The organism is uncultured Roseobacter sp. (assembly GCF_947499265.1).
Lineage (GTDB): Bacteria > Pseudomonadota > Alphaproteobacteria > Rhodobacterales > Rhodobacteraceae > Roseobacter.
The window spans coordinates 571,085-591,117 of the sequence record NZ_CANMNK010000001.1; the positions used below are offsets into that span (position 1 = coordinate 571,085).

15 protein-coding genes are annotated in these 20,033 nt (G+C 59.5%); 9 read left to right on the top strand and 6 right to left on the bottom strand.

The window, feature by feature from the left end:
- Positions 1–218: 218 nt before the first annotated feature.
- Positions 219–1,772: a PAS domain-containing hybrid sensor histidine kinase/response regulator gene (locus tag Q1A63_RS02785; RefSeq protein ID WP_298969086.1), complete on the top strand. Its 1,554-nt coding sequence runs from the start codon at positions 219–221 to the stop codon at positions 1,770–1,772.
- A 100-nt stretch (positions 1,773–1,872) separates the two neighbouring features.
- Here Q1A63_RS02785 and Q1A63_RS02790 read toward each other — a convergent pair whose 3' ends face one another.
- The 3 genes from Q1A63_RS02790 to Q1A63_RS02800 form a co-directional block, all read right to left on the bottom strand.
- Positions 1,873–2,601: a serine protease gene (locus tag Q1A63_RS02790; protein ID WP_298969087.1), complete on the bottom strand. Its 729-nt coding sequence runs from the start codon at positions 2,599–2,601 to the stop codon at positions 1,873–1,875.
- Positions 2,602–2,758: 157 nt separating this feature from the next.
- Positions 2,759–4,471, bottom strand: coding sequence for a POTRA domain-containing protein (locus tag Q1A63_RS02795; protein WP_298969089.1), 1,713 nt, complete (start codon positions 4,469–4,471; stop codon positions 2,759–2,761).
- A complete protein-coding gene (locus tag Q1A63_RS02800; RefSeq protein ID WP_298969091.1) occupies positions 4,471–8,205 on the bottom strand; it encodes an MBG domain-containing protein in 3,735 nt (1,244 codons plus the stop codon). Before Q1A63_RS02800 ends, Q1A63_RS02795 begins: the two co-directional genes overlap by 1 nt.
- 379 nt (positions 8,206–8,584) lie before the next feature.
- Between Q1A63_RS02800 and Q1A63_RS02805 the strand changes: the two genes are divergently transcribed.
- Entirely contained in the window at positions 8,585–9,442 is an 858-nt protein-coding gene (locus tag Q1A63_RS02805) for an SDR family oxidoreductase (RefSeq protein WP_298969093.1), read from the top strand.
- 21 nt (positions 9,443–9,463) lie between these two features.
- Here Q1A63_RS02805 and Q1A63_RS02810 read toward each other — a convergent pair whose 3' ends face one another.
- Positions 9,464–10,477, bottom strand: a complete 1,014-nt coding sequence (locus tag Q1A63_RS02810) for a LacI family DNA-binding transcriptional regulator (protein ID WP_299630583.1) — start codon at positions 10,475–10,477, stop codon at positions 9,464–9,466.
- Between the two features lie 302 nt (positions 10,478–10,779).
- Here Q1A63_RS02810 and Q1A63_RS02815 point away from each other — a divergent pair, with 302 nt between their 5' ends.
- The 7 genes from Q1A63_RS02815 to Q1A63_RS02845 all read left to right on the top strand — a co-directional run bounded on the left by Q1A63_RS02815 (position 10,780) and on the right by Q1A63_RS02845 (position 17,796).
- Positions 10,780–12,048 (top strand): ABC transporter substrate-binding protein, encoded by a 1,269-nt coding sequence (locus Q1A63_RS02815; protein ID WP_298969097.1) that lies wholly within the window; start codon positions 10,780–10,782, stop codon positions 12,046–12,048.
- A gap of 104 nt (positions 12,049–12,152) precedes the next feature.
- Positions 12,153–12,998, top strand: coding sequence for a sugar ABC transporter permease (locus Q1A63_RS02820; RefSeq protein ID WP_298969099.1), 846 nt, complete (start codon positions 12,153–12,155; stop codon positions 12,996–12,998).
- On the top strand, positions 12,995–13,834 hold the full coding sequence (locus tag Q1A63_RS02825; protein ID WP_298969101.1) for a carbohydrate ABC transporter permease: 840 nt from the start codon (positions 12,995–12,997) through the stop codon (positions 13,832–13,834). The genes Q1A63_RS02820 and Q1A63_RS02825 overlap by 4 nt, the downstream gene beginning before the upstream one ends.
- A gap of 32 nt (positions 13,835–13,866) precedes the next feature.
- Complete coding sequence (locus tag Q1A63_RS02830) at positions 13,867–14,910, top strand: ABC transporter ATP-binding protein (RefSeq protein ID WP_298969103.1); 1,044 nt, start codon at positions 13,867–13,869, stop codon at positions 14,908–14,910.
- Between the two features lie 21 nt (positions 14,911–14,931).
- Positions 14,932–16,194: a hypothetical protein gene (locus tag Q1A63_RS02835; protein WP_299630586.1), complete on the top strand. Its 1,263-nt coding sequence runs from the start codon at positions 14,932–14,934 to the stop codon at positions 16,192–16,194.
- Complete coding sequence (locus Q1A63_RS02840) at positions 16,191–16,892, top strand: D-lyxose/D-mannose family sugar isomerase (protein WP_298969106.1); 702 nt, start codon at positions 16,191–16,193, stop codon at positions 16,890–16,892. The genes Q1A63_RS02835 and Q1A63_RS02840 overlap by 4 nt, the downstream gene beginning before the upstream one ends.
- Before the next feature lie 115 nt (positions 16,893–17,007).
- Positions 17,008–17,796, top strand: coding sequence for an SDR family NAD(P)-dependent oxidoreductase (locus Q1A63_RS02845; protein WP_298969108.1), 789 nt, complete (start codon positions 17,008–17,010; stop codon positions 17,794–17,796).
- 44 nt (positions 17,797–17,840) lie between these two features.
- On the opposite strand, the gene Q1A63_RS02850 is transcribed toward Q1A63_RS02845, so the two are convergent.
- Together Q1A63_RS02850 and Q1A63_RS02855 are read right to left on the bottom strand one after the other, a co-directional pair.
- Positions 17,841–18,137 carry a DUF1653 domain-containing protein gene (locus Q1A63_RS02850; RefSeq protein ID WP_298969109.1) on the bottom strand — a complete coding sequence of 99 codons (297 nt, stop codon included), beginning with the start codon at positions 18,135–18,137 and terminating at the stop codon, positions 17,841–17,843.
- On the bottom strand, positions 18,134–19,858 hold the full coding sequence (locus tag Q1A63_RS02855) for an adenosylcobalamin-dependent ribonucleoside-diphosphate reductase (RefSeq protein ID WP_298969111.1): 1,725 nt from the start codon (positions 19,856–19,858) through the stop codon (positions 18,134–18,136). Before Q1A63_RS02855 ends, Q1A63_RS02850 begins: the two co-directional genes overlap by 4 nt.
- Between the last annotated feature and the right edge of the window lie 175 nt (positions 19,859–20,033).

Genomic DNA, 20,033 nt, shown 5'->3' on the forward strand with positions numbered 1-20,033 from the left:
CCGAATGTGCAGAATACACGCCTAAGTATGCCCTTTGCTGAAGTTTTCAGATCAGAAAACAACCCCGGCGTGCGTGATCATATCAGGGACGGCCAGAATTTCTCGGCAAACTAGTAAATCCAGAATCTAATGCTGCAAATCGCGGGTTTGTGTATGATCAGTTAGTGGCGTTTTCGCGTCTTCGGGCAGTATAGTCCGCTGATAGGCAAGAATTTTTTATGACCAACAACATTCTACGGTACTGGCAATCCATCAAGTCCGACGATCCCATGCAGGGGCTTTTTTCGGCCGCTCCCATCCTGATGCATTCGATTGATGAAAGAGGGGTCCTACTGAAAGTCAGTCAGTTCTGGGCGGATAAGCTTGGCTACGCTGTGGAGGATATGGTTGGGCGGGCATCCACTGACTTTCTCAGCCCGGCGTCGAAGGAATATGCCGAAAAGGTCGTGTTGCCCGAGTTCTTTCGGACCGGGAAGATTTACAACGTCGAATACGATTTCGTTCGCAAAGATGGTCAGACGCTGCCGGTTCTGATGTCTGCGATGGCGGAGTATGATGATGGCGGCGCCTATGTGCGGTCGCTGGCGGTGATGTTCGACAATACCGAGGCGAAGCGCGCTGCCGCTGAACTGAGCCAAAAACAGCGGATGGAGGCGATCGGGTCTCTCGTCGGTGGCGTGGCGCATGATTTCAACAATTTACTAGCCATTGTGCAGGGCAATCTTGAATTTCTGAAACGCGATCCGGACGATAAGGACCGTGGGGAATTCATCGACACCGCTCTGAGCGCGGTACAGCGCGGGGCAGGGCTCACCCAGCAGCTTCTGAGCTATGGACGCAAAGCACATCTGACGCCGACACGGATAAACCTTAATGAGATCGTCAAAGGCGCCGACCGCATGGTGAAACGGCTTATGCCCGTCAATGTCCTGATCGAAACCGTAACCGATGCAGGGCTCTGGGAAACCGAAGCGGACCCGGCGCTGCTCGAAACGGCGATTTTGAATATCCTGAATAACGCACGCGATGCCATGCCCGATGGCGGGCGGATCACGATGGAGACCTGCAACGTGCGGATTTCCGGGGATTATATTCTGTCGCGCCAGGAGGAGCTCGAGCCGGGTCGTTATGTCATGCTTGCCATTTCGGATACCGGTGCGGGCATTGATGCTGCCACGCTGGCACAGGTTTTCGAGCCGTTCTTTACCACCAAAACCGTGGGACAGGGATCGGGTCTGGGCCTCTCCATGGTTTTTGGGTTTATGCGGCAGTCAAAGGGAACCATTCGCGCCTATAGCGAAATGGGTGTTGGAACGACTTTCAAACTCTATTTTCCAGCGGCGAATGCGGCCAATGTGCCGGTCTATGCACCGCGAATGGAACGCAAGGCGGTGCCCGCCGGCGAGACCATTTTGGTTGCGGAAGACGACCTCGAGGTCCGCCGCGTTCTGGTGCGCCAGCTAAGTGACGAAAACCTGACCGTTGTCGAATGTGCGAGCGGGGACGAAGCGCTCCGCCAGATCGAAGGGGGGGTGCGGCCAACCATATTGCTGACGGATATCGTGATGCCAGGGTCGGTGCAGGGCCCTGAACTTGCGGCCCGCGTGCGTGATATCCTTCCGGACATTCACGTGCTCTTTATCTCCGGCTATCCGACCGAAGCCGCCATTCACGGCAATGGCGTCAGGCCAGAGGACAAATATCTGGTGAAACCGGTGAACAAATCGGAACTGATCAGCGCGGTGCACGACTTACTGCGCAAGGATGATTAGGGGGTGGCCTGCTCCGACGGATGCAAATTCCGTTTTGCCTTCCAGGGTCCTTTACAAAAGCGAGCAGCTTGCAAGAGCGCTTCCGATAGCCGGGCTTGAGTCAACGTATCAGCGATAAGTCATTTCGCGCATTGTTTGCGCTATAAAGCGCAGGCTTCAACCGGCCCACTTCTGCACGTATTGCATCAGCGGAGATGATAAATGCCTCTCTGGTCCGGCGGTTATCCTCGCGGCCCTCCCTGAGGGCGGCGACCATGCCGACGAGCTGTCCGTTTCTGTCAAACACGGGTCCCCCGGAAAACCCTCTTTTGACCCGGGGCATGCTTGCAATCACCCCACGGCCGAATGGTGCGAGCGTACGTCGCTCCGAGGCCACGGTGCCGCTGATCACGAGACGGCGTCGCGGGTTGCCATCAGCGGCAATGCCCACGGCATAAATTGGGTCGCCACGGGCGTCCCGGGCCCGGCCTGCGGGCGCAATGGGCAAAAGGTCTGGGTCTATGGATAGGATTGCGAGGTCCATACGAGGGCTTATGGCGAGAATACGTGCCGTGCCGCGCGGTTTTCCCGGCGCCAAGAGGGTGACGACCTCACCAATACCGCGCCGCCCTAAAACATGCGCGTTTGTAACGGCGACCCCATCCGCGATCATGAAGGCGGATCCGGTGATGGCACCGTTGAGAAGGGTCGCGTGATAAGACAGAGACCGGGGAGGTTCCGTCGCCTCCGCGCCGCGCACCAAGGCGAAGAGTAACAATGCAACAAGCATGACCTGTCGCGCAAAAGCCAATACCCGTGCGGCAACACAGGAATAATTCCCGAAAAACATAACGCACTCCGACCCATACTGCCCGTTACGAGCAGTCCCGGCCGCAATGCTGCGCCCGGCGGGTTAAAGCGTGGCTAACGCCGTGTCACGACTTTCAGAGAGTTTTAGTCGACCTGTCGAGGATCGCAGGAGCCAGAGGCGTGAGAGGTACCCGATATCAGAAGCGCGCGACCGCGCCGATGAAAAACCGTGTTTCCTGTGAGGGATCAACAGTGTCGCGTGGCGTTCCGCTGATTTGCCGCACGATCTGAGGCGTGACCGACAGCCATGTATTCAATGAAATCTGCGCGCCGATCCCAATGGATCCGAGGTTTTCCCATTGTTGTCCGTCGCGCGCGATTGATCGGTCGTAGGCACGTCCGTAGTCAATGAATGCGTATAGGCTGGCAGCGTCCGCAACCGTGCCCAGGCTGTCCGGACTGATCGCGCGGCGCAATTCCGCGCGGCCTGCATAGCCGGTGTCGCCCGAGGTGTTTCCGGGTGCGAAACCACGGCCAATCGATGAACCGCCCAGATAAAACCGTTCCGAATTTGGCTGGAGGCCGCGCGACATTTGACCTGTTATCTCGCCAAAGACCGACCAGGGGCCGCTGCCCAGTGCTTGCAACCGCGATAGGGTCACCTGAGCGGAGGTGAAGTTCAGATCACCCGCTGCCGGGCCTGTCGCTGAAACCCGCGCGCCTGCGACGTCAAGGCCCTGGCGGATGGAGACATCGACAAGGCTGATGCCCCCCAGCCTGTCCGCGAAATCCCAGGCGAGGCCTGCTTCCAAAACGGCAAGCCGGTCTTCTTCCACGGTTGTGAGCCCGACCAACCCGGTTTCCGTTTCGCTATCGCGAAAGGTCAGACCGAACCGCCCGAAAACATTCTCTGATCGGGCACGGACAAAGGGTACCACAAGCTGAGCGTTCAGCTCCGTCTGATCGGATACGGTTGTCAGACCAGCGGTAGCGCCAGCCTCTTCGAGGTCAGGATCGCCGCGGAAGATATTGCCACCGAACCTGAGCCGTGCGCCATCCAGCCAAGTGCCGGTCAGGCCGCGCAACGGCACGTCGGCGGTGATCGACCCAAACGCCAGCGAGGTTCCTTGCGGTGCCAGTGCAAAATTGCCATCCAGCGTTTCATTGAGCCCCAGTAGATTGAACGCCCGTGCGCCCGTGCCAAGCGTCCAGTCGCCATAAAGGCGCGAGCCGCGATTATCGATGGACACATACCCGGAAACGGGCTGTTGTGCGATCTGCACGTCCAGATCAGCGGCCCCGAAGGTGTCGGGCGACGGCCCAAGAACCGTCTCAACCGATCCCGAGTTCACACTACCAACCGCATCTCGCGACAGCAGCACGCTGCGCTCCAACGTTGTCAGACGCAGCGGTTGGTCATCGGCAACCGGGCCAAAATACTCGGCAACCAGATCCTGCTGATTGGCCGCGCCGCCGCTATAGGTGATCTGATCGACAAACCCCTCGACCACCACAATCCGGACAATGCCGCCGTCAACGGTTTGAGCGGGCAGAATGGCCTGTGACAAGACATAGCCGCGCTCGCGGTAGGCGGCACTGATCTGCCGGGTCACCTCATCCAGCGTCTGCACGGTCACGCGCTGGCCAATCAATTCCTGCCAGATCGGGCTGATGGTTTTTTGGTCCAGCGCTGTGACACCTTGCAAAACGATGCCGTTCAGCACGAAAGAGGGGCCGCTGCCTCTTGCTGTGACGGCACCGGTCTCTGCCCGAGGGCGAGGGGCTTCCACCTGACGCGAGGTATCAGGTGCGGTTTCAGGCAGGGGTGGTACCTGCGGAGCCTGCGCACCAGCAGTCAGGGGGGCCGCAGCCATCGCAGCGGCGACGCTCAGATGTCTTATGAATTGCATTATTGCTGGTCCCAATAGGATTCGGTGGTCACCACGCTTGCGCAGCCATTGCGGCCCGCGCCGCCGAGATTGACGGCGACGCCGCAATCGCCGGATGCCGTGGAGTCCAATCCGCCTGCGGCGGGTACAAACCCTTCTGCTGCGGCATCGGAGATGGGCTGGAACGCAATGACCTCACCCAGCGAGTAGTTCAGCGCAAAGGGATCTGCGCCCGCAAGCCCGATGTCCCGCTCGGTTGTGCGGAAGGCCGCATCGCCCGGTGTGACCGGTGCCGCCCGCAGGCCGCTGCGGCGCTGCGCAATTGCGCCACCATCATTGACGTCGTTCACTGTGCCGCCTGCTGTGGCACCAGTACCCGCCGCCGCGTTCACGGTCAGAATACCGTCCACAAATGTGATTGCGTAGTTTGAGCTGGTCACGCCAGCGGGCGTGATCGCGAAGCTCCCCGCCGGGCTTGCTGCAGTTGCCGGGGTGGTCAGGGCCAAAACCCCGGAAAGGTCGGAAACGGTTTCGCCCAGAACAAACCCGGAGAATTGCGCGGTGAAGGCCGGATTGGGCGCGCCCACAGCACGGCTTGCGTTGTCTGCGGTGATTGTCAGCGCCGCAGGATTAACGGTCAGCGTGCCGTCGACCACGGTCACATTGTAGCCCTGCGTCGATGCTGCGGCCGTGGCGGAGATTGTATAGGGGCTGCCCGCAACCGCGGCATTGGCGGCGGCGCCCGCGCTGGCGAGTGTCACAGGCGCGGTCAGAGCGGTTGCCTCGCTGTCGCCTGTGCGCAGGCCGGTCAGCGTGAAGGTCAAGGCACCCGTCAGATCATCCCCGTAGGTTTTGGTTAGAGCATCCGCGGTCACGGTCAGGTCTGGCTGTTCGCCATAGACGATGCGGTTGCCGGTAAAGCCGCCCAGAGAGGCCGGAGGGGTTGACGCAAAAGACCGATTGTAGAGATCGAAGGTGCCTGAGGCGGGGGCTGTCCCGACGAGGCTGGCGAATTGATCCATATAGAGCAACCAGCGCGCGGACGGGTCTGTGACCTGAAGGGCACCTGCGCCTGCGTTATTCTCAAACCGGTTGCCCGCTGCAACGATGACGGCATTGCCCGCGCCTGTTCCGGTGATCTGTGCACCGCTGTCGAGCGTGACGCCGGTATCGGTTTCCAGCGTGACCTGAGGTGAATTGACGGTGCCACCGACGCCAATCGTGCCACCGGTCGCCGTGACCTGCAGCGGCACACCGGTCGCGGTGAAGCTGCCGGTTGGATTTCCGACGTTCAGATTGAAATCGGCACCGTCAACCAGGTCGAATGTCGGCCGCACACTGGCAGTGATGCCCCCGATGAGGGTCACATCGCCCCCGGTCGCACCTGTGCCACTGCTGCGCACCAGACCGTCCCAGGTCTGTGTGGCGGCATCCAGTGTGAGGGTCGCGCCATTGCGCGCCTGAATGCTGGCCAGCGCATTTGCGTCACCGCTCTCAATATCAATCTCGTCAGCATCGATGCTGATCGACCCGCCAGAGCCAACAATGATCTGCGCAGCGCCCTGCGGGACACTGTCGCCAGCGATGACGGACACCTTGGGCGCCGTCAGAGAGATGTCAGACGCGTCGCCCGTGCGACCGATCCGAACAACCTGTCGGTTGGCTTCGCCGCCTTTCAGTTTGATTTCAGTACCTGCCGTGATGTCGATATCGCCGGAGTTCGAGTAAATCTGCGTGTTGCGCAAACGGGTGTTCGTCCGCTCCAGAATGACACTCCCGGCCGTGGCTTCGACCGTCAGATCGCCGCTGTTTGTGCTGATGCGTTGATTGCCGTTGGCGCCGCCCATGGCGACGTCGCCCATGTTCGAGCGAATATCTATGTCGCCGTCGCGGCTGGCGATGACATTGTTGTTCAGCGTGATCGCATTTTCAGCGCGCAGGGTCAGGTCACCCGCGCGCGTGGTGCGCAGACGTTGATTGACCGTGATCGCGTCGCCTGCATCGAGGGTCAGATCGCCCGCACCGCTGATTTGTGTCGCCCGGTTGACCAGGATTGAACCATCGGCTGTGGCCTTGATGTTACCTGCCCCTGTCGAAGATACCGCGCCATCCAATCTGATGTCCGCACCCGCCTCGATCCCGATGGTGCCGGTGCTTGTGGTCTGCACGGTCCGATTGATGTCCACGGTCTCAGCGGCGCTTAGCGTTAGGTTGCCTGCGCCGCGCGTCTGAACCGTCTGATTGACAAAGATGGACCCATCCGCGTCGAGGGTGAGATTGCCGTTTCCTGTCCAGCTCAGGCTCGCCGCGACGGTGATGTTTCCGGCATCAGACGATGCGGGCTGTTCGGTGGTGATTGTGACGTCTGAATTACCGTTCAACGCCGCAACGATGGAATCGCGCCTGATCTGGTAGTCCCCTGCACCCGCGGGCGGATTGTTCACGCCCGCGGAGGCGTTCGCGCCGCTGGTGACGATCCTCACGTTGCGGGGGTCCAGCAGCCATGTGCCGCCATCGCCAGCCGTTACGGAGGCATTGTCGCCGGTGCCCAGATTGATTTTGCCGGAGGTCTCGACCAGGCCGCCTTTGGTGGCTCCGGTGGTGCTGATCCTGCCGTCGAACCAAGTGGAATCGTCCGACCAGACAACGACCGTGCCCCCTTCGCCGGATGTGCCGTCGGCCTTGACTACGGAGCCCATGTTCAGCACTGTTTTTGTCGCGCGGCGCAAATCGCCACCACCCTGAAAACCGCCACCGATCAGGATTTCACCGCCTGAGATGTCCCCACTCGCATCGATGCTGGCCATCTGCGCAAGATCAACGGATGCGCCAGTGATGTGCACGGTGCCGCCAGACGTTTGCCCGGTTGCATCGATTGTGCCTGCCACCTGCACTTTGCCGCCGCCGCGCCCAATCAGCTCGACCCGTCCACCTGACCCGGTTCCGGAGGTGGCGCGAATGATGCCCGATGTATTGATGACGGAATCGAGCACCCCCGCAGCGCCGCCAGCCGACAGCAGAACGCGACCACCTGCAACATTGATGCGCCCTGAATTGGCGGCGCGGCCCTTGTCGGGATTGCCCGATACGGCGATCTGGAAAACGCCGTCACCGGCCAGATCAATCGTGGTCTGCTCGCCAGAGGCCAAAACCACGGTGCCCAAATGGGCGATGATCGTGCCCGCGTTTTCGACGTTGCTGCCGACCAGCGCTGCTAGCCCGGCGTCGCCAATGGAAAATGTCCCTTCGTTCAGGACGCGCGCGCCGGGGCGTTCGCCGCCGCCAATTCGGAAGTTACCGCTGTCCATGAAATGTCCGGGATCGACCAGTTGGCTGGACGCGATCAACCCACCGGTGTCAATTTGCGCGTCGCCGGTGAAGAGCACCCCTGCGGTATTTTGGATAACAACAGTACCCGGGGCGTTCACGGCGCCCTGGATGACGCTGGCGCTGGCTGAAGTCACGCGGTTCAGCGTCGCGGATGTGCGACCCGGTTGATTAAACGTCACCGTATGGTCGCGCCCGACGTCGAAGCTTTGCCAATCAATGACTGCGCGTTCGGTGGTCTGGTTGATGACAGATTGCTGCGCCGATTGTGAGATATTGGCAGTGCCGCTTGCCACCACACCGCCCTGTGGCGATTGCGCGTGTGCCGCGGGCGCGGTCAGCAAGACACCTGACGCCAAGGTGGTCACCAGCAAATCTCGCGATCCGAACGATGTCTGGCGTTCGTCCTTTGGAACAATAAATCTCATAACAACAAACTCCAGATAACCGAAACGTAGCAGAAGTTGTTTAGAGACTCTAAAATTTTACTCAATATTGATTTTCATTATTGGTGAACGCCGTGTTCCAAATACCATACGCTCCTGTCTGCTCTGGCAGCCTCATCACAGCGGTTTTCGGGGATGACCGTCTGGCGAAAAAAATCTGCGCTGGGTCAGCGTCTGTTGGAAACCCATGTTGACTTACCCGTACAATCACGAGCAATTTGTGAGTGCATGCTCATTAAAAATCTGAATAGTCTGCATCGAACTCGGTTTTGGCGAAAGCCCACTGCTTCAGGCGCTGAGGCCAGACAGTTTCTTTGCGCGCATGATTTCAGACCCCAACCCCCGGAACAGGAACACATAGATGTCCAAAGTTGTAATCGTCACTGGCACGTCCACAGGGCTGGGGATCAGCATCTCGGTAAAGGCCGCTCAGGCTGGCCACAAAGTCTATGCCACGATGCGGAACTTGAAGAAGCGCGATGCGCTGGACGCTGCGGCCACCGCCGCAGGCGTTTCTCTCGACGTATTGCCTTTGGATGTTCAGGACACAGCGTCGGTCAACACAGCGGTCGATGCGGTCATGCAAAAAGAAGGGCGCATCGACCTCTTGATCAACAATGCGGGCGCCGGATACGTGCGCACAACCGAACAGGCCAGCGAGGAAGATATTGACTGGGTCATGGATGTGAATTTCATGGGCGTCGTTCGGTGCACGAAGGCCGTTTTACCGCACATGCGCCAGCAGCGTAGCGGGCATATCCTTACGGTTTCTTCGGTGGGCGGATTGGTGGGGCAGCCGTTCAACGAGATCTATTGCGCCGCTAAATTCGCGGTCGAAGGCTACATGGAGGCCCTGGCAAGCTATGTCACGGCGCCTTTTGGTATTAATTTTTCCGTGATTGAGCCAGGGGGCATCAGCACTGAATTCGCGGCAAATGTTCTGGAGCATGTTCAGCAGACCGGCGGGATGCTGGAGGATGAATACCTGCCGATTTTGCAAAAATACATTGGCGGTGCGCAAAACCGTCAGGCCGGGTCAGACATCTATCAAACGCCCGACGAGGTTGCGGATGTCATGATGAGATGCATCAACGCGGATGAACCACCCATTCGCATGCGTACGTCGAAATGGGCGGAAGACTTTGCGTCGCTGAAAACCGGACTTGATCCGGATGGGCAGCAACAGCGGGCGCGTGTGATTCAGGAGTTCCTGAGCTAGCGGGTCAAGCAACAGCCTGCATCAATCGGATGCAACGGACCCTGTTGTGCTGCGCACGACCAGTTCTGCCGAGATTTCTGAAGTAGTCACCGGCGCGTTTGGTTCACGGATACGTTCCAACAAGACACGGGCCAATCTGCGCCCGAGCTCGTAAGGGGAAACGGCCATTGTTGTTAGGGGCGGGGTCGCGACCGCGGCGTCCTGAATATCATCGAACCCAACGATAGACAACGCCTCGCCCGGCACCAGACCGTCGCGTTGCAATGCCAGACAAGCGCCAAGAGCCACCGTGTCGCCGTTGCACACCACCCCCGTCACGTCGGGGTGGGCCAGACGGAGCGCCTGCATCGCCATCAGACCGGCCAGTTTGTTGTCCTGACAATCCCAGATGATCGGTGGGCCGAGGTTGGCCGTTGCAAGCGCCGTGGTGTATCCGTCGATACGCTCCCGACGGACGCTCGTCATGATATCGCCGCCAAGATAGGCAATGTGGCGATGTCCCCGGTCAACAAGATGCTGGGTTGCACAGGCCGTTGCCTCTGCATTCCGAATGCCGACGTGATCGAACCCGCCCATTTCGGTGCGCCGCAGGAAGGTCACGACCGGGATACTGTGTGCCCTGAGCAGTGAGAAGGTTTCCGCCGGTGTGTCCAGCGCGGGCAGCCATAGTAGCCCGCCACGGCCATTGCGGATGAAGGCTTCGAGGTGCCGGCCCTGGCGTTCGGTATCGTCGCGCGCGTCCAGAACGGAGACGAGATACCCGTCTGCTTCAAGCAAATCGCTTACGCCAAAGATAACTTCGGCGTTGAAGGGGTTGGAAATCTGATTGATGACAAAGCCAATCTCGCGATTTTCACCGGATCGCATGGCGGCGGCGCGTGAGTCCGGCACATAGTGCAGTTTCTTGGCTGCCTGAAGCACCTTTCTGCGGGTCTGCTCGGAAATTCGGCCAGTCCCACGCATCACCTGACTCACGGTGGGAATCGAAACGCCCGCCTCCTTTGCAACGCTCCCAAGGGTCGGCTTGCCTGCCATCGAAACTCCGTTTTGGTGATGTAACGTTATGCCTGATTTTGTCGGCGCGGGCCAAAGGAATCAAGGCAAATCTCCCGAAACCGCAAGGATAAGCCCAATAAGAAAGAAAAAATCATTTGACTAAAGATATATCGTTATATCATGATGGCGACCATCGGTTGAGTCGTTCTCGTAATACGTGAGGGTGGCTGACCCGATGACGGACGTGGCCTGAGCCCCGACCCCGAGGCAAAGCTACGGCCGTGGATATGATTGGCGCCGACAACGCATTCGGCTCCAAAATCAGCTACGGGAGGAAACCAATGACCCTACATACGAAAATCGCCGGTGCAGCCACCGGCATCGCGCTCGCCCTGTCGGCCAGCGTGTCGCAAGCCGATGTGCTCTTTTGGTCAACACAGGCCAAACCGGTGGAAGAGGCGCAGGCCATGCGCGAACAGGTGCTGGGCGCCGCAGATCAAACCGTTGACTACCAGCCCAATGATGGCGGACCCTGGCTGACACGGCTTCAGGCGGAGCTTCAGGCCGGGTCGGGCACCATTGGCCTGCTGGGCGCGCTGCATGGTGATTTCTCGGCCATGAACCCCGATGATCTTGTAGATCTCGATGAATTGGGCCTTGCGTCGGCCAGCGGCACCTTCAACAGCCTCGCCAAACTGGGCACCGATGGGATGCAGTATATCCCGTGGATGCAGGCCAGCTATATCATGGCGGCGAACAAGGAGGCCTTGCAGTATCTGCCTGACGGTGCCGATATCGACGCGCTGTCTTATGACGAGCTGATTGCCTGGGCCGCCAATGTGCACGAAGCGACGGGCGAGCCCAAATTCGGCTTCCCTGCCGGCCCCAAGGGCCTGAAGCATCGGTTTTTCCAGGGCTATCTCTATCCCTCCTACACCAACGGCGTTGTGCGGACTTTTGCATCTGATGAAGCCGTCGTGGCCTGGGAGAAATTCCGCGAGCTTTGGGAGCATACCAACCCGGCCTCGACCAACTTCTCTTTCCTGCAGGAACAGCTCCTGTCGGGCGACGCCTGGATCGTGTTTGATCACACATCGCGCTTGGCGCAGGCCTTCAATGAGCGTCCGGATGATTTCGTGGCCTTCCCGGCTCCAGCCGGTCCTGCGGGCCGTGGCTTTATGCCGGTGCTGGCCGGTGTGGCGATCCCGCGTACCGCGCCGGACATGGATGCCGCCAAATCGCTGGTTGCGCATATGCTGAAACCGGAAACACAGATCGCGACATTGCGGGCGACCAATTTCTTCCCGGTCATCGATGTGGAGCTTCCCGCGGATCTGCCGACCTCTGTTCAGGCAGCTGGTGCGGCTGTCGCCAAGATGAGCGGTTCTCCGGATGCCAATCCGGGTCTGCTGCCCGCCGGTCTCGGCGACAAGGGTGGTGATTTCAACCGGGTCTTCGTGGACTCGTTTGAGCGCATCATTCTGGCGCGCCAGGACATCCGCGCCGTGCTCGATGATCAGAAGGGCAAGCTTGCCGCGATCATGAATGAGACAGGCGCACCCTGCTGGGCACCCGACGCCCCATCTGACGGTGCCTGCCCGGTCGAATAAGGCCGCGATTGCACCCCTCCCGGTATCCGGGCTCGCATGAGGCCCGGATACACCTCCTCCCCTGATTTCACATGCGCGCGCTGCGCTATGAAAGGAGCGATCCGATGAACGCTCGGCTTTTGCCCTACATCCTGATTGCACCGGTCACGCTGTTTCTTTGCCTGTTCTTCCTCTATCCCTTCGTTTTGGTGGCAAAACAGGCCTTCAGCACCGGTGCTGGTTTTTCGATGGATAACTTCCGCGATGTTGTGACCTACTGGAAATTTCCGATCTCGCTGAAGAATACGATGCTGCTGGCACTGGCGGTTGTCCCGGTGCAGGTGGCGCTGGCGCTCTTGATGGCGACGATGGTCACCCGCATGCAAAAAGGGCGCGATCTTGTGCTCTATGTCTGGACCATTCCGTTGGGCATTTCGGATCTTGCGGCCGGGATCATCTGGCTGGCGATCTTCGAGCAGTCTGGCTTCCTCAACACGATGATGAATGGTCTTGGCGTGGTGGACAAACCGGTGAACCTCCTGAGTTATCAAAACCCCGGGATCGTCTTTTTGGCCATCGCCCTGGCGGAGATCTGGCGGGCAACGGCGATCATGCTGGTTATCCTCGTGGCGGGCATCGGCCTGATCCCCAAGGAATATTACGAGGCCGCCGAAGTCTTTGGCGCCTCTCCCTGGAAACGCTTCATCCGGATCACATTGCCGATGCTGCGCCCCTCGCTGCAAACTGCGCTGGTGCTGCGGGTCATTCTGGCCTTTGAGATCTTCGCCGTGGTGGCGGCCTTGGGTGGCACGCTCTTCCCGGTTCTGATGGGCGAGACCTATGCCTATCAATTCGATCTGCTCAACAGCGGTGCGGCGGCGGCGATGGCGCTGATCATCCTCGCGATCTCCATCGGCTTCACCCTGATCATCCTGCGCATCCTGCGCGTGCCGAAAGGAGCCTCGATATGACCGATGCTGCGATTGTCGACACCTCTGGCGATACCCGCAAGACAGGCCGTTACGTCTATGTCTCTGCCGTCGTCCTGCTCTGCGCCTGGGTGCTGGTCCCGATCTACTTTCTGCTGATCAACACCCTGTCGTCGCCTGATACCGTGAACAGTTTTCCCAAACCGTTCTTTCCGGAGTTTGACCTGGGCTCGCTCACCTTCTTCGCCAATTTCGCGGGCATGCTCACGGCGCTCAAGAACTCGGTGCTGGTGGCGGGCATCACCATGGTGCTGTCGATCCTGATCGGCGCGCCCGCGGGCTACGCGCTGTCGCGGTTCGAGTTCCGCGGCAAGGAGCTTTTCCGGCTGCTGATCCTGCTGACCCGCGCCTTTCCCCTGCCGCTGCTGGCGCTGCCCTTGGCGGTGATGTTCATCCGCACCGGGCTCGATGATACGGTGTTTGGTCTGGCGCTGGTGCACACGACACTGGCGATCCCCTTCGCGGTGCTGATCACCTTTTCGCTCTTCTCCGGCATTCCGCTGGAACTTGAGGAGGCCGCCTGGACCCTGGGTTGCACACGGATCACGGCCTTTACCAAGGTGGTGCTGCCGCTGATCCTGCCGGGGATCACCGCTTCGGCGATCTTTGCCTTCGTGATCTCCTGGAACGAGGTCTTCGCAGCAGCGGTGCTGACCATCGAGAACCGCACGCTCACCGCCTTCCTGCTGCAGAACCTCGACACCTCACCGCTGCACCTGAAGTTTGCAGGCGGCTTCATCCTCGTTGTGCCCGCGCTGATCTTCATCTTCGCCGTGCGTAAATACCTCTTTGCCATGTGGGGCATCGCCAACCGCTGAGCGGTATGCGACAGATATAAAGGAACACAGATATGGCTGAAATTCAGATCAAAAACGTCGCCAAACGCTTCGGAGATTACCAGGCGTTGCACGACATCAACCTGACCATCGCAGATCAGGAGTTCATGGTTTTGCTGGGCGCATCCGGTTGTGGTAAATCCACGCTGTTGCGCATCATCGCGGGGCTTGAGACGGCATCGACCGGTGAAGTCTGGATCGGCGGGCGCCGGGTGGATCACCTCTCGCCCAAGGATCGGGGCATTTCCATGGTCTTCCAGAACTACGCGGTTTTCCCGCATATGACCGTGTTCGAAAACATCGGTTTTGGTCTGCGGATGCAGAAACTGCCGGATGAGGAGGTGACACGCCGGGTCGAACGCACGGCGACCTTGATGCACATCGAGCAGTTGCTCAAACGCTATTCCGGCGAGTTGTCGGGCGGTCAACGGCAACGTGTGGCCGTTGCGCGCGCTCTGGCCATGGAACCCGACGTGATCTTGATGGACGAACCGCTGTCGAACCTCGATGCGCTGTTGCGGATGGAAATGCGCGCCGAACTCAAGGGCGTTCTGGCCGAAAGCAAGACCACCGCGATCTATGTGACCCACGATCAGGTCGAAGCCATGAGTATGGCCGATAGGATCAGCGTCATGCATGAAGGCAAGATCGTACAGGCGGCCTCGCCCATCGAGGTTTACCGCAACCCGGCCGCGGAATTTGTTGCCGGTTTCATCGGCAACCCGCCGATGAATTTCCTCAAGGCGACTCCTGTGGGGGCGGGCAAGTGGTCGGTCGCCGGACAGGTTGTCGAGGGTCCGAACACCGGCCCGGGGCCGCTGCAATTCGCCATTCGGCCCGAAGACATGCAGCTTGCGGAAAGCGGGCTGGCAGCAACCGCCAAGGTCGTGGAGCCGCTGGGGGCGCATCTTCTGGTGACTTGCGAGGTAGAGGGTCACATGTTCCGCGCCGTGCTCGACAGCGATATGACCGTGCGCACCGGGGAGACGTTGACGCTGGCGCCGCTGCCTGATCGGGTGCGCTGGTTCGATCCTGAAACCACGCTTGCGGTGGCCTAAGTCATGGCCAGCAAGAGCGAGATGGCACACCAAGCCAAAGAGGTGCTGCGACTGAACGACCGGGGCACCTATACGGTGCCGACGCATGGGCTCTATCCCTTCCAGTGGAACTGGGACAGTGCCTTGAGTGCCATCGGTTTCGCGCATTTTGACGAAGCCCGCGCCTGGACGGAGATCGATACGCTTTTTGCCCATCAATGGGAGGATGGTATGGTGCCCCATATCATTTTCCACCAACCGGATGAGGGGTATTTCCCCGGCCCGGAGGTGTGGCAAACCGGGCGTGACGTGCCCACATCCGGCATCACACAACCACCCGTGACCGGGTTTGCCGTGCGCCGGATTTTCGACAGAGCGCAGGATAAAACGCTGGCGACCCTGCGCGCCACCGCGCTTTTGCCGAAGATCCACGCCTGGCATCAATGGTTCTTTCGCGCGCGCGATCCGCAGGAGACCGGGCTGGTTGCGATCATTCATCCCTGGGAATCCGGGCGCGACAATTCGGTGGATTGGGATCGCGCGTTCGAACGCGTCCCAATCGAAGGCGTCGCCCCCTTCACCCGGCGCGATACAAGTCATGCCAACCCGGCACACCGTCCGACCGACGCGCAATACAAACGCTACATCTGGCTGGTCGAAAAATTCCGCAGCCTGGGCTGGGACAATACGCAACTGCACGACGCCTCGCCATTTCGCGTGGTAGATCCGGGTTTCAATGCGATCCTCATCCGGTCCTGCAGCGATCTTGCCGATCTTGCGGATCGTCTGGGCGAGCCGGAGATCGCGGATCAATCCCGCGCGATGGCGGCAAAGGGCATTGCGGCCATGGAGACGCTTTGGAGCGATGCACATGGTCAATATCTCTGCGAGGATCGGACGCTTGGCACCCTGATCGACAGCCCCTCGATCGGCGGCATTCTGGCGACCTTTGCCGCGATCCCGGCGGATCGGGCGAAGGCCCTTGCGCAGCGGATCGACATCCTTGCAAAGAGCTGTGATTTTCTTGTCCCCAGCCATGATCCCACCGCCCCTGATTTCGATGGTTTACGGTACTGGCGGGGTCCTGCCTGGTTGATCGTGAACTACATGATTGCCGATGGGATGAAACAGGCGGGCCAAACAGCGATTGTCGACAAAATCATGTCGGACTGTGTGCGTCTCATTGAGAAAAGCGGATTTGCGGAGTACTACGACCCGACCACGGGCGCGCCTTGCGGGGGGACACAGTTCACCTGGACGGCGGCCATGGTCATAGAAATTCTGCAAACCCACGAGGCCGCATGAAACGCTCGCGCATCAACGACATCATGGCCGAAGCGGATGAGATGATCCGCTTATACGGCTTTGTCCTGCCGCCTTTTGCCAGATGGACCCCGGATGAATTCCACGCCCGCCGCGATGATGCACGTCAGGTGATCGAGGCCCGCTGCGGGTGGGACATCACCGACTATGGCGCCGGGCGCTATGATGAGATGGGCCTCTTTCTCTTCACATTGCGCAACGGGCGTCTGGCCGATCTGCAGCGCGGGGGTGGCATGTGTTATGCGGAAAAACTGCTGATCTCCAAGCAGGACCAGCTGAGCCCGATGCACACCCATGTGATCAAGGCCGAGGATATCATCAATCGCGGCGGTGCAACGCTGGTGATCGAGCTTTTCGGGTCGGATGATGACGGCAATTTCGCCGAGGATCGTGGCGGTACCGTGTGGTGCGATGGTATCGAGCGTGTTTATGCCCCGGGCGAGAAGCTCAGGTTCGCACCGGGGGAGAGCGTGACCCTGATGCCGGGCGATTGGCATGCGTTCTGGGGCGAGGGCGGCGACGTGTTGATTGGCGAGGTCTCGACCGTGAATGACGATGAGACGGATAACATCTTTCGTGACCCCATCGGCCGTTTTGCCGAGGTCGAAGAAGATGTCGCGCCGACGCATCTGCTGGTCAGCGACTATCGCAGCTGGCTGGGCGGTGGATCTCCGGGCTAAGCGCGTTGGCGGCTCTTGCGTCCTTATTGGGGATCAAATCGGGCCGAAAGTCTTGCAGCGATCTCTGGGAGAACTACAAGCACAGGCGCACTAGCGTCCATCGAAAGGTTCCCACATGTCCAAGACCATCCTCATCACCGGATCGACCGACGGGATCGGTTTGCTGACGGCGCAATTGCTTGCATCCGAAGGGCATACCATCCTGTTGCACGGCCGAAGCGCGGCCAAGCTGGCGACTGCTGCGGCTCAGGTCGACGGCGCTACTGAAAGCTATGTGGCCGATCTGTCGCGGATGGATGAGGTCGACGCCATGGCGGTGGAGATTCTGCAACGTCACGAAAAGCTGGACGTCTTGATCAACAACGCTGGCGTTCTGAAGGCGCCCGAAACACAGACGGCGGAGGGGTTGGACATCCGCTTTGTCGTCAACACGCTCGCACCCTATCATCTGACCCGCCGCCTGTTGCCGATCATCCCCAAGGATGGCCGCATCGTGAACCTGTCCTCTGCGGCGCAGGCGCGTGTCAACGGTGAGGCCTTGGCCGGTCAGATGATACTTGATGACATGGCCGCCTATGCGCAAAGCAAGCTGGCGATCACGATCTGGACGCAGGAGCTTGCCAAGGAGCTCGGCGAGGGCCCTGTGGTTGTTGCCGTAAACCCGGGCTCCTTACTGGCCTCAAAGATGGTCAAGGAAGGATTCGGGATTGCGGGGAGCGATCTGAGCATAGGTGCCGAAATCCTCTGTAAGGCGGCACTTGATCCGAGCTTTACCACTGCGTCCGGCAGGTATTTCGACAATGATGCCGGTCAGTTTGATCCGCCAAATGCAGCGGCTTCGGATCATGATCACGTTGGAATGGTGATGCAGGGGATCGAAAAGACGCTGGCACGATTGATCTAGCACGGACCCGCATGGATCGCGCGGTGAAGATGCCTACCCCGCGCTCAGGGTGCCGTATCGGTTTCTGGTCCCAGGCTTTCAAAACGCCCTTCAGTGAATTCTGCGGCGGAACGAATCCAGACGGTGCCTTCAGCATCATCATAGATGACCGCTTGCGTGCGATCCGCTTCCAATATCCCGTGTCCGACGACCCGGTAGAGCCCGCCCTTGCGGTGCCTGTGGGTTGGCACCCAATTTGCGTCAGGTGACGGTGCAAGGCCGCCCGGTTGTGAGGGGTCAGGCGCGGGGGGTCCGGGGTCATTTCTTCGAAAGACCCGCGCCAGATTTGTCATCAGTTTCATGCGGATAGAATCGATCCTGTAACGGGGTTTGGTCGATAAGTCGTACACCCCTTGCAGCCGGAATCGAAGGCCTGTCTGTAGACGTCTTCGAAGACCGCGAACGGAATGTCTTCCGGACAATTCACGGTCTTGGATATGCCGCTATCCACCCAGCGCTGTGCCACGGCTTGCATGCGGATGTGATCGGCCGGGCGCAGGTCCTGCGCGGTCACAAATGCATCGGTCAGCGGCGCGGATTTCCCGAACATCCGGTAGTAGAGCCAGACCGCGTAGTCCTGGATCAGCTCTTCGCTTTTGCTGCCATCCGGGCGGGTGATTTTGCGGGTGTAAGACGTCGCAAAAACCGGCTCGATCCCGGAGGATACGTTGCCGCCATACATTGACGTCGTCCCTGTCGGGGCGATGGTGGTCAACACGCCATTGCGCAGGCCGTGCTTTGCAATGGCATCACGGACATGTGGATCAAGCGCCTGGATGCCGGCCCGCTGCAGGTGTTGCTCTGCGTCATAGAGCGGGAAGGCGCCACGCACCGCTGCGAGCTCTGCAGAGGCAAGATATGCGGCGTTCTGGATGGCCTGCAACCAGGACCCGACCTGCCGCACAGCCGAAGGGGTGCCGTAGCGCACACCCATCATGATCAGCGCATCGGCAACGCCGGTGACGCCAACGCCGATGCGCCGTTTGGCCTGAGCTTCGCGCCGCTGCGCCTCGACGGCAAATCGCGACACATCGATGACGTTGTCCAGCATGCGCACGGCGACCGTGACCAACCGGCGCAATTCTTCCAGATCAAACGTGGCTTTTGAACTGAACGGATCGGACACCAGTCGCGCCAGATTGATCGACGCCAGAGGGCAGGTGCCGTTGGGGGGCAATGGTTGTTCCGCACAAGAGTTAGTGGATGAGAGATGTTCCAGATACCCCAAGGGGTTCGCGGCGTTGATCCGATCAATGAACAGCACCCCGGGTTCCGCCGCGCTATAGGTGCGCGACATGATCTTTTCCCAGATATCGCGCGCCTTGACGCTGCGGACCGGCTTGCCGTCCCAGATCAAATCCCAGTCGGCATTTTCTTCAACCGCGGCCATGAAACTGTCCGTGATCATCACGGATGTGTTGAAATTCCGCAGTCGCAGGGGATTGGCTTTTGCGGTGATGAAAGCTTCGATATCCGGGTGGTCGACGCGGATGGTTGCCATCATTGCGCCGCGCCCCATGCCGGTGACCAGCATCCCGCAGACCGTGTTGCAGATATCCATCGCCGCCAGCGGACCCGCCGCCGGACAATCAAGACCGCTGACCAGCGTGCCCTTCGGGCGCAGGGTGGAAAAATCAAACCCGATCCCGCCGCCCATCTGCATGGTCAGGGCTGCGTCCTTTACCGTATCCATGATGCCTTCAACCGAATCGGGTATCGCGCGCATCACGAAGGTATTGGCCAGGGTGACATTTCGATGTGTTCCGCTGCCTGCGAGAATGCGACCGGCGGGCAGCAATTTGAAACCCTCCATAGCCTGATAGAAGGCCAGCGACACGTTTTGCCGGTCGCTGGGTTTTTCAGGTTGAGCAAGGCTGTTCGCGACGCGCAGCCACGTATCGTTGACGGTGATATCCCGCTCTTTGCCGCCAGTGATGTACTGGTATTTGGAGCGCCAAATCTGTTCCGAAATAGGCTGGTCGAAAGATGCGGGTGACAGGATGGTTTCTGGATAACTTAACATCGAATCTCACTGTTTTGTTCGAATTAAACTCACTAACTGGCAACTCGCATAACCGATTAACTATTTGTTAACCAAGAGAAAAATATTTTTAGACACTTAAAATTTGGTTAACGGTCATCATCAATGCCGAAAGTTTCATCAAACGGGCTGCGTTAACGAATTTTTCGGGGGTGCG